We start from the raw sequence: 13421 nt of genomic DNA, 5'->3' as shown, positions 1-13421 counted from the left end.
GACAAGCCGAGCGGAGATTTAGATAAAATTTACGCTAAATCTTATCGGTTTGAACCGAGCCCGGCATGCTACGTTTCACGCAAGTCGAAACGGGAGCCCGGCTGCGATGATCTGGAATTTGGAGAAACTAGAACGAGAACGCCTCGACCTTATCGAGGTCATAGACAATCTCAAGAGGTGGGAACGTTTTTCGATAGATGATCGTCACATCATCTCATTGCAGATCACTGCGCATATGATGCGGCTCAGCGAAATGGATGAAAACTTGGCAAAGCTGCTGGATCAGGAATATTCCAACGCGGAGTGTCTGGCTGCTATCTGACCCGTCATTGGCGCCTTACGCCATTCTGTCGACAACGGTTGCCTATCGACGGGAGGCGATTGTACGTTCAATCCCGGGCACCAGATCTTCCTCAAACCATTTGATCATTTGCTGAATGTCTTGTTTGGCCGGGGTCACTTCACCAGCATCCACCAATTCAATTGCAGCTTGGGACATTGCCAACAGAATGCGCGCTGCCTCCGGCACGTATGGGATATCGACGCGGGTGTCGTGGCGTTCGCGTATGATCTGGTAGCGGAGCTTCTCCGGGTATGTCCACGCGATCACCAGAAAATCGTGGACGCTGACCTTTTGTCCGCCGATATCGATCATGGCCTCCCGGTCAGTCTCGGCATACTGCAGCGCCTCGATGCGTTCGCAGGCGTCGACTGCTGCATTCAGCATGCCTCTGATCGAATTCCAATCGGTTTTCATCGTACCCTCTTTACACATGACGAAGCTCTCTATTCTAAGCTTCGGGCTACTACCGCGTACGACGTCACCTACCCGTCTTCGGGAATAAGGCCGCCAATCTGGCGTTTCCCCACTCATTTCTCAGAAAAGCGTCTGCTCCCCTGCACCGTCACGCCATCTACGATGACAGACAGCCCCCAGATGATCGAGAGGTCGATGGCTTCCACAGCCATGGACGACAAGGCAAGAGCAATGAGGACGCCGCGAAACATCCCGATGAAATGCAAAAGCACCGCGACGGGACCTTTCGACGGCATCGGCCGGAAGGGAATGTCGAGCGGCCGCATCAGCGTCTCGAAGGGGCGAAAAATCGTATCTGAAATCGACATGGGCCTCTCGGATCTCAGTTTGGCATCGACGGGGAGGAATCAGCTACGCGTCCGACATGGAACCAAGCAAGGCTTTCAATCTCAATTGGCGGCTGTTTTTTAGCGGGAGTTCCCGACTAAGGCGCGCTGAGGGTCGGGTTTGAAATGTCTTCCGCTCGTCGAAACCGCTCCGTGACTGTAGTTGCAACTACGCAATTTGACAATCTTTAGTTGCAATGCTATATCATAACACGCCGGCGGTGCTGCCGGTGCGAGGGGCCATTCGGCCCCTCTGCTTGTTTTGGAGAGCTAGTCATGAACGTATCAACCGCTACATCCACGGCCACCGCCTTACCCGCCAACCCTGCCGTCAGCCTGCCCTGCCCCGTCATCATACTCGGCCGTGACGACAACGGCAGGCCCCACGCTTCATTCTTCCCTGCCACCGATACCCGCGCAGCTGAGAAGGCTGCCGAACTGATGGGCATGATGTCACTCAAAGTGGAAGGCGACGAACTCAGGGCGTTTCTCGGCCGGTTGCCGCAGGGCAAGCTGTTCGATAGCGGCAAGGCCTTCGTGCCGTTTGTGAAGCAGGACCTCTATCAGGCCATCGCCGCCCACCTGTCCAATGAGGAGCGCGAACGGCTGGAGCAACCGCGTGTGGTGCCGGACAAACCCGCCCCGGAAACCAGCTACCCCGTTCCGCCCAAGAATATGCCCGAAAGCTGGGACCATTTGACGGTGGGCAGCCTTGTACTGGCAACCGACGGTCCGCTCGAGGGGTGGTACGAAGCCACCGTCATCAAGATCGACGGCGACACAGGGCTTCGCCTCAAGTGGCGCGATTATCTCGATATGCTGCCTTTCACCCGCCGCGTCGATCAGGTGGCCCTCATTCACCCTGCCTATGTCGAGAAGTGATCGCCATGGGCTGCGCTTTGAAACAGAACATCAGCGAGGATGCGGCCGCTCGGGCCGCAGCCATCCGCGATAAAAACGACGCCTTTCGAAAAAGCCTCTCCGGCGGACGAGTGCTGCTGACACTGGGCGTCACAAACCTCAGCGACGAACAACGGCGAGCGATCATAGTGGCGGTGCAGACGTTCGATGATTTCTCGCCAGACAACGACCCTTATGGCGAGCATGACTTCGGTGCCGTCACGCTCGAAGACGCCGTGTTCTTTTGGAAGCTCGACTACTACGACCTCGACCTGCAATTCGGATCATCCGATCCGGCGGATGATGATGTTACGTGCCGGGTGCTTACCGTCATGCGGGCAGATGAGTACTGACCAGTGCGCTCCATCTTTTCATCGTCAAGCGCCTTTTCAGCTTGACCGGCGATCAGCGCCCCCGCTTGCGACCCGCCTTCAGCGGTTCAGGCGGGGTAGCCTCAGCAGGTACTTCGAAGAATAAGGAGATATCGATGGCGAGCGCATCGGCAAGCCGCGCGAGCAAATCGACCGAGGCATTAAAATCGCCTCTCTCGATACCGCTGATGGTGGTTCGGTCTACCCCTGCGTCAACAGCAAGATTCTCTTGCGTAACGCGCTTAGCCGTCCTGACCTTCCTGAGATTCCATCCAATGCGTTCGCGATGTTCCATCCCGGCATGGCGACCATCTTGCCGGGCATTAATCCATCGAATATATACGACATATTTCCTGTTAACGACTTACGGTTGCCTACTCGGCGTCAAATTGGGGGTAATATGAAAATCGCAGTTGGAATTATCGGCCTCTTCCTCGGCTTGTTGGTGCTGCTGCAATCCTGCGCGGTGACGGCGGGAAGCGGCCTGCTGAATGATCAAGCAACCGGCAGCGCCGGGGCGGTCGGCATGCTGACAGGCGCGCTGTTGGTGATCGGTGGCGCGTTCTCCTTCGGCCTGCCACTGGTGGGTGCCATCATTTTCCTCGTATCGGCGCTGATGGCCTTTATCGTGTCGTCGCAAGGCACTTTCGGAGATATGTCGGTTTGGGGCGTGATTGCCCTCCTGCTTGCCGTCATGGGATTCTTCACGTGGCGCTCGGCCAAGCGGAAGGAAAGCCAGCCAGCAGCGTGAAAGCGTTATGGCCTAAATCACAACAACAGCCATACACCGGGGACTATTCATGAGCGCTTACCTCGACGCCATGCGCCGCTACGCCACCTTTTCAGGCCGATCCACACGAAAGGAATTTTGGTACTACCACCTTGTGTTGCTGGGCTTAGCCATCGGCGGATTGATTGTCGATGTGGCCATTGCCGGGCCACGTGAGCCACAGCCCCTCGTTTCGGCATTGATCGTCATAGGCCACTATGTTCCTTCGCTCGCCGTCATCGTCAGGCGTCTGCATGACCTTGGGAAAAGCGGCTGGCTTGTGCTGACCTGCCTAATACCGCTGGTTGGGATCGTTGCTTTCATAGTGATCGGTAGCACCCCGTCAAAGCATGGGGAAACGGACTTTCCCGAGCACCGCGATCAGCGCCCTGCCCCGCGTTTGCCCTCTTCAGGCTCGGACCAACAGATTGAGCGCATCGAAAAACTCGTGGCACTGCACTCTTCAGGTGCGATCACCGCCGAGGAATTTGAAACGATGAAGGCGGGCATCATCGGCACCGGCCAGCTTGGGAGAGAGCGCCGAACTGCCCCATCTCACATGGAAAAATCATCATGACAAAGAATGCCGGAATACTTCTTGCCGCGCTCAGCCTGAGCGCCACTATCGTGGCCTCAATCTCGACACTTGCCGTGGCTGGAGAACACTCCTACCACAAAGGTAATAGCTGGCAGGTCATACTGAAGACACCAGACCCCTTCGGCGATAAAGCATTTTGTGGTTTCCGCAGCACGGCATGGTCGGGGAAGTCGGTCGTGATCGAATACACGCTCATCGGCATAGACAAAATCGTCCCACGGCTGCGCCTCACCAAGCAAAATTGGAACCTTCCGGCGGGCCAGACAACCAATGTGAGCATCGGAACCGAATGGGCGGGTAACATTCAGTTCATTTCGAAGGTGGTCAACGGCGATGAGCTCTATGGTGAAATCCCTGAGGACTTTGCTGAAGATGGCGGTGGCTTCAAGGTTACGACCATTCTGGGAACAGCGATCTCGACAAACAAGCCAGCACCGTTGGCAATCACCTTCCAAGGAAATGAGCCGCCATGGCTCGTGCCGGTGATGACCTATAAAGAGGCAATAGCGCTGGGGACTGGCTTCGATACCTGCATATCCACTTTGACTGGGCTCGGCCCATCGCTATTCAAGGCCCCTCAGGCTTCGTCTACGTCGCCATTTGCGCAACCGTCAGGTGATGGTGCCGGAACAGCCGCACAAGCGCCTGCAAACCGCAGCGTGATGCTTCAAAACCCGCCGCCGAAGTCAGCCGCAGCCACCGCCGCCTCAACATCACCGTGGACCTTTGATCAACGCGAGGAGGATTGGGGCGATACGTGCTTTGTGGCAGCGACGCAGGGCAATGTGACAGTTGGCTTCATGGGCACACCGGGCAAGGATTTCGTTGCGTTTGTGGAGAATGGAAACTTTGACGGCACTGTTCGCACGTCTTGGCAGGTGGATGATAAGACGGTTCAAATGTCCAACGGCCATCCAGAAGACTATTTCGGGTGGCACGGCTTCTACGAAATCTCACCGCAAATCCTCGACGATGGCAAGAAAGGCAAAAAACTGGAAATCGCCGACCTTGATGGCAAGACGATTGCCATCAGCCTCGCCGATGCCGCAGGCCCTTTCTCCCAGTTTCAGGCATGTTTCAACAAACCTGCTTCAAAGACGGAAAAGGCGAGCAACTATCCTGCGGCGAAGCAAACGCCTCCAAATCGGAAGGGCTGTGTTCTGGAAGTCGATGGGACCAAAGCGATAGATGGGGCGTGCTATTGGGGTCCATACAGCAGCATGGACGGCAGCTTCGTCATGGAGGCCAATGGCTACTTTGCCATCATCGAGGTTGACAACGACGAAGCAGACGGTTGGTGGAACGATACGCCCGGGGCGACACACGCCCACACGCGACTTGGCGAAATGAAGCGTGCAGGTCAGTGCTGGAAAAGCGAAAGCGTTCGCGTTTGCATCGGCGCAAAATAATCTATCGTTTAGGCCGCTCACGTGATTAATCAGCTTGCAAGCTTGCAACGCGGAAGGCGCCCTTAACTCTATTTTCATCGCAACAAAAAGGCTTTTGATTTTCGGGCGGCTTGTCTGCAGAGCACATCTGTGCATTGTAGCCAAAAGACAACTTTAAGGGGATTTCCATGAAAGCCGGACCGGTCGAAATCGGAACATTGCTGCAGAACCGGAACCGGTATTGCGTGCCGATCTATCAGCGCCACTATGTCTGGAGCCGCGAGAAACAATGGGAGCCCTTCTGGCAGGACATACGGACCAAGGCGATTGAACGGCTTGCGGGTCGCGAGCGGCGATTCTCGCACTTCATGGGCGCTGTTGTGCTGGAAAGCAGGGCAAGGCCATCGGTAAAGCAGGTACCATCATTTCAGGTAGTCGACGGCCAGCAGCGATTGACAACGTTTCAACTTTTTTTGGCCGCAGCCAGACACTATGCCCAACATATCGGCCATGGGACGAGCGAAGGCAATATAAAACGCTATATGTTAAACAGCGATCCTCAGCTCATGGAAGATCCTGAGGTTGAGACATACAAGGTTTGGCCAACGCAATCCAACCGCCAGCTCTTCGTGAATATTGTCTCTTCGGAGAACCGAGCTGCCTTGCGTCAGTCTTATCGCGAACACTGGCTCGCCAAACGTGATCAGGTGAAAGAATATAGCACCATCCCGTCCATGCTTCGGGCCTATGATTACTTCTATGGACGTATAAAGCACTCTGTCGAAACCGACGACCTTCTCGACGATCTGGATGAGGCGCCAGAGGCGGCGGGTGCGGAAGATGTCACCACTGATGACGAGACCCCTCTGGAGCTGAAGTTAGACGCGATATGGCAATCGCTGCTCGAGGAATTCAAGGTTGTTGAGATTGTTCTAGATGAGGGCGACGACGCACAGGTCATCTTTGAAACCCTGAATGACCGGGGCGAACCTCTGCTCGCGGCCGATCTTGTGCGCAACAATATCTTTCAACGAGCCGACGCACGTGGCGAGGACGCCGAGTCGCTGTTCAAAAAGCACTGGAAACCCTTCGAGGACGGATTCTGGAGTGCTATGGAAAAACAGGGACGCTACAAAAAGCAACGTATCGAGTTTTTTCTGGCTAACTTCATTGCTGGGAAAATCGCCGGTGAGGTGACTATTTCCAAGCTGTTTTCGGAGTACAAAGCATTCTTGCGTTCGGCGCGGAACAGCACAACACCCCGTTATGCAACCGTTTTGGCCGAGATTCAGGACCTGGAGCGTTACGGGAAAATCTACCGGGAGATCATTGAGCGCTCGTCGGGCTCACCACTCGCCATATTTTCAGCCCGGCTGCGTCCTTGGGACGTGACGACGATCAATCCTCTGCTCCTACGACTCTGGGCCAGCGATATGGCCGTCGAAGACAAACAGAAGTCACTCGACTTGCTGCTGTCCCTTATTGTTCGCCGCGCGGTATGCGGGCTTGGTTCGAAAAATTACAACAACTTATTCCTGACCGTGATAGCTGCTCTTGAAAAGTCCGGCTGGACCTATGAAGTACTGTCAACCTTCCTGCTCGGCCTTACCGCAGAGAGCGGCCGATTCCCGCATGACGCTGAGTTCGAAGTAGCGATTGCCAGCAAGCCGCTGTATGAGACACTTGGCCCTGCTCGGGTTCGTGCGCTGCTCTCTGAAATCGAAACCGCTAAGCGGGGCAAGAAACAGGAAGACAAGTCCCTCCCAGATACACTTACGGTCGAGCACATACTGCCCCAGACTTGGAGAGAACATTGGCCAATGGACGGTGATACGCAGCCGACCAAAGACGACTATTATCAGGCGATTAGTCACGTCCTTGAGGACAATAGCATGGTGGGCAGGATTGTTCGGCGGAATAGAGTGAAGCACACTCTGGGCAACCTTACCCTCGTGACCCAGTCTTTCAACAGCAGCGTTAGCAACCTCGCTTTCCCGATTAAGCGTCAAGAATTTGAGGATCAGTCGATCTTGATGCTAACGAGGGATTTCGTGAAATGCGAAAACTGGGGTGAAACCGAGATTGAGGGACGGGGCAAAATTCTCTTCGAGCTTGCTCGGCAAATCTGGTCGCGAACCTAGAGGATTTCCACTCCGTATGCATGGGTTCGGCAACTAGCTTACCGTACTAACTGCGCGCGCTTGCCGTGTCGTCTCGTCGGCAATTAATGTGGTCTGACCTGCCACTGAACTTTCATCTAGCGGTGATTTGAGCCCCGGCATTGTTTCGATGAATTTGGAAAAGGCTTATTTACTGTCTTTGACGGCCTTCATCTCGGCGCGCCATTCCCACACGGCTTCTTCGTTCCGATCCACCCAATCTGCTAACTTTTCCACCTCATCGATAGCTGCCATCAGCTTCTCACGGCTGACTTCGATTGAAAGGCGTCGCCAGTCTGGGATGTCTCCTTCGGCGAGAGACTCTTTTGTGTTGGTGAAGAATGGATTTGGATGCTTTTCGATGGTCCGTTGATTGTGCATCGTCTGAAACGATATGAAATCTTGGCCATGAGCAAAATCATTGCGCGCGAGAATCACCTGCTCGATGACGTCGAATCTTACAGGGCAGTTTTCGAACGCATCGCCCAAGACTTGCTGGATTATCTGACGATATGCCTCGACCTTCCCTAGCTTGAACAGGGCGATACGCTCTTTAGGATCAACGAACGCGATGCCGATCTCACGTTCAAGCTCTACAAAATAAAGGCTCAAGGTATCCGCAAGTAGGGACACCGCCAGCATCCCGATTAGCTCGCGGGTCTGATCCGCTTGCATCCACTCGGCGAGGAACGCTGGCTCCGGATTATCGGTCTCGGGGTTGAAGTAGGGCGGCTCCCATGGCCGCACTTCTTCCTCGATATCGCGTTTGAGTTGCTCGAAAGGAACGCGCCCCTTATCGTAGAATAGCCGAATGATGTCGGTGCGCTGTCGTGTCCAATAAGCCAGGTCCATTTAACTCTCCCAGCGAACAGTCTTGAATGCTTCTAGAAGAGCCTCCTCCAGATGCTTTGGTGGCACTGAAAGAAAAGCGCATGCGATAGGCGCGAACGCCTCGATAGCTTCGATGGGTTCCGCGAACGTCGTGCTCGGTCTCGCGATATCGAGAATCTGGGTGATCAAATTGATCTCAGCTAGTTCAATGGCATGCGTCAGCGTGTGCCCAAACTTATTTCGAATTTTGTTGAGTTGGATGACGCCGGGACGTATGAAAGCTGCGCTCGCTTGGGCGGAAGGAAGCATCTTCGCTTTCTGCGCGAACGATAGCCGGAGATCATCTAAGTCGTCGAAACCAAATGTCGCCTGCAGATAGCTGTTTAGGAAATTTTCGACGACTAAGTGAGATCGGAGCACGCGACCTAGTATGTCGTGATCTGTAGCGGCGAGCTCCAGAAAACGCGTATTGTGGTGAAGGAAGTCGTCCTCGATGTCAGTCCAGTACGGCTCGAGGAGTTTCATTGCCTCTTTAATTCCTTCGATTTCGCGCATAAATGTTCTCCCTGCTTGCATCCTGGATCAATTTGGCCAACGATGGTGACCACTGGATGTTTAAAGGACCACAAAACGTCTCAGTTGTCCGGCTTGGGCTATGACGGCAAGCATTGAAACCAAAGCCGTCTAGAATATTCCATCTCGACTCCGATCTATACCTTGGTCAAGACACAATTCGCAAGTCAATCCACTTATCTCTATTTCTGATAGCTGTTGTAATATTATGCTGCGAAATAGAAAACTGGCCTAAATAGCGCTATTTGTGCTATTCTTCGTAGAGCCATCGTTGAAACAACGCAACGTATCATGCTGCCAAAGCGATTTATAGCAGACCGCACATTTGCGTCTTAGGCCGATCCCTGAGAATCGATATGGCTTTGAACATGAACTCCGCCATGATTATTGCCGACACGCTGCTCTGGAGGCTATTGTATGCAATTAAACCATGTAGTGCGGCGTGACGGTTAGGAATGGGCGAATATGCTAACTGGGCAATTCTTTCGCGCGTTTTTGCAACTTCGTAGAGATGGTATGACATCACCGTGAATTGACCAAATATCGGGTCCTCGTCAAATTTCTGCCACTCACCCCAACCCAGTTCTCCGGCAGCTTGACGTACTTCTTTTAGGCTGGCTATCCCTTCAAGCGTGCCCTCCAGCAACTGGTCCCGGGCGATGCGTTCTATTTCCGGGAAGACAACGCGTATAGCTGCACGGTAGAGCCCCGGCCATGGGCGAGCAGAGCTTCTTCAAACGCGGCTCGAGCTTCCTTGTCTAGGTTCATCTCCCCCACACGGTTTCGGAATGCCACAGCGATATCTGACCAACTCTCCAGATAATATGCTTCAAGTATCGGCGTGATGTCATGCTCTGTCATATCATCGGTTATCAGATGGAGTGGAGTGGTATGGTGCAAAAGCCATCCCGCCTTCTCAAAAATAATATTTCGGTGCGCGACACGCGCTACCGAAAGAATTTGTTCCCCATTAGCTTCGACCCATAGTCGCAAGCGTGTGAATAGATCAGACACGCTCGCTAAGAAAGCGACCAAATCCTTGCTAGGTGGAATTTTATCAAGTCGCTCGATCATCCCGTGAGGCAAATCCTTGTTTGAGAAAGTCCCAAATGGCTTTGTCAATAATACTACCATGAGCGTGTGTTAGTGCAATATTGTGTTACTGTAGCTGGCCATAGCTTCTTCAATCTGCAACTACAGTCGGCACCCGCTGGGCGTGAAACTAGCGCAGCGAGCGTCACTTGAGGGTATACCCCCATGTGACGCAACTTAACTCCTACCGACTGATGTAACATATGAGTTGACAGCTACTATTTGTGACTTGGTACCCTGTGGCCTAAAGCTTGAGGTGACAGGTGACAAAAATAGGTTACGCCCGCGTGAGCACGGTCGATCAGGACTTCGATCTTCAGCAGAAACAACTTAAAGAAGAAGGATGCGCTATCATTCGCGCTGAAAAGGTGTCTGGGGCAAGCCGTGAGGGTCGAACTGAACTAGCTACGATTATTGACTTCTTGCGGGAAAGCGATGAGTTAATCGTGACGCGGCTAGATCGTCTCGGGCGAGATACACGTGATGTGCTGAACATCGTTCATGAATGTGAAGCAAGGGGCGCCTTCTTAACAATATTGAACCCACGAGTATCGACACGTGGTGAGATGGGGCGGATTATGCTGACCGTTTTGGGCATGGTCGCCGAAATGGAGAGGCGCTTTATTAAAGAGCGCCAGCTCGAAGGAATCACGCGGGCAAAACGCGCTGGAGTCTACAAAGGAGGGAAGCGTCGGATAGATTATCAGTTTATTTCTGATCTATACCTAGAAGGTGTTGGCATTGCAGCAATCGCGCGGCAAGCCAAATGTTCCAGAATGCAAGTGTATCGAATAATTAAAAACAACACGAACTAAATATAGATATTAAATAAATTTACTCTACATTTTACTAATAATATGCTCGATTACTGCAAAAAATTGCGCCCGCTGATCTCCGGAAATCAACATTATATCCAACGACCCTCCTGATTGGCCCGTTGCCTTTAATCCATCCGGCATAATTAGGGCGGTCTTGGGCAAGTCACTTCGAGGCCACAAATCTTGAAAGTCGTATAAGTATCCAAAAACTTTGTAGACACTGTCTCTTCTGTAGCCGTCATCATCAGAACGTTTACATTCGATCAACAGCACGTGTCTCGAGCCGTTTCGTAGGAACTCTAACATGATATCGGGACGACGCTCTCCACCGGTAAGGCCCTCCCATCCGTCCACCACCCGCCGATATCTCGATTTAAGCCCAAAAATAGAAGATGGCGACTGATTATAATAAACGTTCACGATAAGACCATTTGACGTGAAACGTGCCACATGCATTCGCTTTTTTGTGACGAGACCATATTGCGTTGGTTGTCCCAATCCACACTCATTCGCGAGTACGTCAAGAACAACCGCAAGTGCATATACTTCAAATAGATTGTCATCACTCACGGGAGCAAGCCAACCAGTCCTCACCAACTCCAAAACTGCCTCAAGCTTACCAATCGAGCGTTGAGAAGTGATTGCCTCTCTTCGTTCAACTAACGCCGCAAGCTCCCGGTATGACACGTCTCTAGCTGACCGTGCTTCATTCAGCATCACGGAAGTAGGACTGACAACCTTTGAAACTTTGCGAAGGTTGAAATCACGTAGTCCAGCTTCTCCAGCTCGGCGCATTTCGCTATACTTTGCAATCAAAGCCCCACTGCCGAGTGCATCTGTCAAGCGGTTGATATCGCTTACGATATTCAAAAGAAAATAACTCAGAAGTCGATTTTCGGGGAGGTCAAAAGACTTGAAGGGTCGCCCTACCACGAAACGTCCCTCGGGAAGTCTACTTGTTGCACGTCCAGTAAGCGTGCGTGGCCAATCCACTGTACCCTTAATTGCTGGACCAACCACAGTCTGCTCTCTTCCGCTTGTGTTCGACAAACTTCTAAGAAGAGCTTTCAGCCTGCTATCGAGAAAGTCATGGTACCCACCGAAAGCGTAGTCCAGGGCGTCTATAAGTAAGCTGCCGTCGTCATTCCCAGCCGCGAGCTTGTTCACAAAGTCAACGAACGTGGGATCGCTAATGGGCTGAACGGTTATTCCTACAGTATCGCTGAGTCCAGAAAGGTAGCGCGTTGGACGACTTGGATGACAGATGAAGTCTGCCCAGCGTTGTCTCTTTGAAATCATCGAGCTCGTCTGAACCCTGTAAAGACAGCCAGCCTATCGGAAGCGATTTTTTTCTCAGCTTCATCCAACCCAACGACAGACACCAAACTATCTATCACGACTGAATGAATGTCGTCGCGCCCCTCGAATTGCGGAAATAAATAGTTGGTAACCGCCTCAGTTGTCAGCGCGGAGGGGGGCAAGCTTTCGTCTTGCGTTAACCTGGACGCAAAGTATTTGATACAGTCGAGAGGGATAGCGGGCCCGATATGTATATCTGCCCGCCGGAAACTGCCAACCGTTTCTCGCGCAAACAATGCGGCCAAATGACCGACCGAATCGTTGAAAGCACTATCGGCTTTTGACATCGTCGGCGCTCTTGAAGCTGCGAATTTCAACAGGAGCTCTTCGTATTTATCTGGCGGCGGAGGATCAACATGGACAATTGCAAACCTCCGCATGAGCGCTAGCGACAGTCTAGCTAAGCTAGCTTTGTCGAAACTATTCATCGTGGCAATCAAACGCCAGTTCGATGAAAGACGAATGGGATACCGATTAATCTCAGAGGCGTCCGGGCCAACTTGCACAGGTTTCGCACCCGCGCCCGTACGTTTCTTGTACGGCAGATCAATCGTTTTGCCCAAAAGGATTGTAAAAAGCTCCCCGAACGCTTTATCCATATCTGCCCGGTTGAACTCATCGATGATGAGCCATACATCATCTTTTATGCTGCTTGTCACAATTCCAGCTTGAAAATCAAGCTCTGTGCTTTCGTCCGTCAGAGAGGTCAGATACCCTCCAATAGTTTCAAATGTACTCCATTCCGCAGTCGCGGTAGACAACACATAATCGGTATTGAAATTCTGGCAAAGCAACTCGGCCAATTCAGTCTTTGCTGTTCCGGGAGGCCCCAAGAGGATAACGTGCTTGCCCGCATTGATACTTGCCGACGCCTGTGCAATTGCACCGTCTATGCCGACTAGATCGATTTTCTCCTTGGTATGGCCCAAGGTTTTATTAACGTTGTCAGCCTTACCACCAACTGCTACTGGTAAAGCTTGGATCGCCGTATATTGATCCCCTTTGTCAGCGACAAGGCGTAGCACTATTTGATCATCAGGATTTCTGGTCAGAACCAACGGCAATTTGTATGTTTTCTGGCCTTTGTCGTAAATGAAGAAAAATGCCGCCTCCAACTCCGGGTATACGTATTCGCCAATCTTCGCCTTGGTTCGACCTATTAGCTTCTCATCGACAAAAAAGAAAATGGTGTATGGTGCGAGTTTTCCTCGCTGCTCCTTAAAACGATTCCCTATTTGGTTGTCGGCGGTAATGTAGGTGACGGCTGTTTCGTGGCCGAGGTTATCTTTAAACCAATCTTTGAGGGGCTTTCCCTTCGTATTGGATCTACGATTTGCGTCCTTAAGACTTTCCAATGCTCCATCGAGCTCAGACAAGACGGGTTGCGGAAGAGGAGCAGTAAGATCTTTCATGTGTTTCC

At 52.4% G+C, this 13421-nt stretch carries 16 protein-coding genes and 1 pseudogene; 8 read left to right on the top strand and 9 right to left on the bottom strand.

Going from position 1 to position 13421, the window contains the following annotated elements; translation table 11 throughout:
• Window positions 1-106: 106 nt before the first annotated feature.
• Window positions 107-322 carry a hypothetical protein gene (locus tag FY152_00645; protein ID UXS30667.1) on the top strand — a complete coding sequence of 72 codons (216 nt, stop codon included), beginning with the start codon at window positions 107-109 and terminating at the stop codon, window positions 320-322.
• A 42-nt stretch (window positions 323-364) separates the two neighbouring features.
• Here the strand turns inward: FY152_00645 and FY152_00640 are convergent, their stop codons facing one another.
• Together FY152_00640 and FY152_00635 are read right to left on the bottom strand one after the other, a co-directional pair.
• Window positions 365-757, bottom strand: a complete 393-nt coding sequence (locus FY152_00640) for a hypothetical protein (GenBank protein ID UXS30666.1) — start codon at window positions 755-757, stop codon at window positions 365-367.
• Between the two features lie 109 nt (window positions 758-866).
• Window positions 867-1125, bottom strand: a pseudogene (locus FY152_00635) (ABC transporter ATP-binding protein).
• Between the two features lie 294 nt (window positions 1126-1419).
• On the opposite strand from FY152_00635, the gene FY152_00630 reads away from it, so the two are divergent.
• Window positions 1420-2025: a hypothetical protein gene (locus FY152_00630; GenBank protein UXS30665.1), complete on the top strand. Its 606-nt coding sequence runs from the start codon at window positions 1420-1422 to the stop codon at window positions 2023-2025.
• A 5-nt stretch (window positions 2026-2030) separates the two neighbouring features.
• Complete coding sequence (locus FY152_00625; protein ID UXS30664.1) at window positions 2031-2396, top strand: DUF3768 domain-containing protein; 366 nt, start codon at window positions 2031-2033, stop codon at window positions 2394-2396.
• A gap of 52 nt (window positions 2397-2448) precedes the next feature.
• Here the strand turns inward: FY152_00625 and FY152_00620 are convergent, their stop codons facing one another.
• Window positions 2449-2709: a helix-turn-helix transcriptional regulator gene (locus FY152_00620; GenBank protein UXS30663.1), complete on the bottom strand. Its 261-nt coding sequence runs from the start codon at window positions 2707-2709 to the stop codon at window positions 2449-2451.
• Between the two features lie 105 nt (window positions 2710-2814).
• Between FY152_00620 and FY152_00615 the strand changes: the two genes are divergently transcribed.
• The 4 genes from FY152_00615 (at window position 2815) to FY152_00600 (ending at window position 7310) form a co-directional block, all read left to right on the top strand.
• A complete protein-coding gene (locus tag FY152_00615; protein UXS30662.1) occupies window positions 2815-3165 on the top strand; it encodes a hypothetical protein in 351 nt (116 codons plus the stop codon).
• 49 nt (window positions 3166-3214) lie between these two features.
• Window positions 3215-3760, top strand: a complete 546-nt coding sequence (locus FY152_00610; GenBank protein UXS30661.1) for a DUF805 domain-containing protein — start codon at window positions 3215-3217, stop codon at window positions 3758-3760.
• Window positions 3757-5190, top strand: a complete 1434-nt coding sequence (locus FY152_00605) for a hypothetical protein (GenBank protein ID UXS30660.1) — start codon at window positions 3757-3759, stop codon at window positions 5188-5190. The genes FY152_00610 and FY152_00605 overlap by 4 nt, the downstream gene beginning before the upstream one ends.
• Window positions 5191-5357: 167 nt before the next feature.
• Window positions 5358-7310, top strand: a complete 1953-nt coding sequence (locus FY152_00600) for a DUF262 domain-containing protein (GenBank protein UXS30659.1) — start codon at window positions 5358-5360, stop codon at window positions 7308-7310.
• Between the two features lie 165 nt (window positions 7311-7475).
• Here the strand turns inward: FY152_00600 and FY152_00595 are convergent, their stop codons facing one another.
• From FY152_00595 to FY152_00580, 4 genes are all read right to left on the bottom strand, one after another.
• Window positions 7476-8180 carry a hypothetical protein gene (locus tag FY152_00595; protein ID UXS30658.1) on the bottom strand — a complete coding sequence of 235 codons (705 nt, stop codon included), beginning with the start codon at window positions 8178-8180 and terminating at the stop codon, window positions 7476-7478.
• Window positions 8181-8714: a hypothetical protein gene (locus tag FY152_00590; GenBank protein UXS30657.1), complete on the bottom strand. Its 534-nt coding sequence runs from the start codon at window positions 8712-8714 to the stop codon at window positions 8181-8183. It abuts the gene before it with no gap.
• A gap of 325 nt (window positions 8715-9039) precedes the next feature.
• Window positions 9040-9378 carry a hypothetical protein gene (locus FY152_00585; protein UXS30656.1) on the bottom strand — a complete coding sequence of 113 codons (339 nt, stop codon included), beginning with the start codon at window positions 9376-9378 and terminating at the stop codon, window positions 9040-9042.
• Between the two features lie 20 nt (window positions 9379-9398).
• Window positions 9399-9806, bottom strand: a complete 408-nt coding sequence (locus FY152_00580; GenBank protein ID UXS30655.1) for a hypothetical protein — start codon at window positions 9804-9806, stop codon at window positions 9399-9401.
• 281 nt (window positions 9807-10087) lie between these two features.
• Here FY152_00580 and FY152_00575 point away from each other — a divergent pair, with 281 nt between their 5' ends.
• Window positions 10088-10639, top strand: coding sequence for a recombinase family protein (locus FY152_00575; GenBank protein ID UXS30654.1), 552 nt, complete (start codon window positions 10088-10090; stop codon window positions 10637-10639).
• Between the two features lie 24 nt (window positions 10640-10663).
• On the opposite strand, the gene FY152_00570 is transcribed toward FY152_00575, so the two are convergent.
• Entirely contained in the window at window positions 10664-11941 is a 1278-nt protein-coding gene (locus FY152_00570; GenBank protein UXS30653.1) for a hypothetical protein, read from the bottom strand.
• Window positions 11938-13413 carry an AAA family ATPase gene (locus FY152_00565; GenBank protein ID UXS30652.1) on the bottom strand — a complete coding sequence of 492 codons (1476 nt, stop codon included), beginning with the start codon at window positions 13411-13413 and terminating at the stop codon, window positions 11938-11940. Before FY152_00565 ends, FY152_00570 begins: the two co-directional genes overlap by 4 nt.
• Between the last annotated feature and the right edge of the window lie 8 nt (window positions 13414-13421).

Source organism: Agrobacterium tumefaciens (assembly GCA_025560025.1).
Classification (GTDB): Bacteria; Pseudomonadota; Alphaproteobacteria; order Rhizobiales; family Rhizobiaceae; genus Agrobacterium.
Note: the sequence above shows the minus strand (reverse complement) of the source record. Positions and strands in the feature narration are given on the sequence as shown.

Bases quoted from the DNA above. Each gene is read 5' to 3' on its own strand.
- FY152_00645 (UXS30667.1), top strand. From the start codon at position 107: ATGATCTGGAATTTGGAGAAACTAGAACGAGAACGCCTCGACCTTATC.
- FY152_00640 (UXS30666.1), bottom strand. From the start codon at position 757: ATGAAAACCGATTGGAATTCGATCAGAGGCATGCTGAATGCAGCAGTC.
- FY152_00630 (UXS30665.1), top strand. From the start codon at position 1,420: ATGAACGTATCAACCGCTACATCCACGGCCACCGCCTTACCCGCCAAC.
- FY152_00625 (UXS30664.1), top strand. From the start codon at position 2,031: ATGGGCTGCGCTTTGAAACAGAACATCAGCGAGGATGCGGCCGCTCGG.
- FY152_00620 (UXS30663.1), bottom strand. From the start codon at position 2,709: ATGGAACATCGCGAACGCATTGGATGGAATCTCAGGAAGGTCAGGACG.
- FY152_00615 (UXS30662.1), top strand. From the start codon at position 2,815: ATGAAAATCGCAGTTGGAATTATCGGCCTCTTCCTCGGCTTGTTGGTG.
- FY152_00610 (UXS30661.1), top strand. From the start codon at position 3,215: ATGAGCGCTTACCTCGACGCCATGCGCCGCTACGCCACCTTTTCAGGC.
- FY152_00605 (UXS30660.1), top strand. From the start codon at position 3,757: ATGACAAAGAATGCCGGAATACTTCTTGCCGCGCTCAGCCTGAGCGCC.
- FY152_00600 (UXS30659.1), top strand. From the start codon at position 5,358: ATGAAAGCCGGACCGGTCGAAATCGGAACATTGCTGCAGAACCGGAAC.
- FY152_00595 (UXS30658.1), bottom strand. From the start codon at position 8,180: ATGGACCTGGCTTATTGGACACGACAGCGCACCGACATCATTCGGCTA.
- FY152_00590 (UXS30657.1), bottom strand. From the start codon at position 8,714: ATGCGCGAAATCGAAGGAATTAAAGAGGCAATGAAACTCCTCGAGCCG.
- FY152_00580 (UXS30655.1), bottom strand. From the start codon at position 9,806: ATGATCGAGCGACTTGATAAAATTCCACCTAGCAAGGATTTGGTCGCT.
- FY152_00570 (UXS30653.1), bottom strand. From the start codon at position 11,941: ATGATTTCAAAGAGACAACGCTGGGCAGACTTCATCTGTCATCCAAGT.
- FY152_00565 (UXS30652.1), bottom strand. From the start codon at position 13,413: ATGAAAGATCTTACTGCTCCTCTTCCGCAACCCGTCTTGTCTGAGCTC.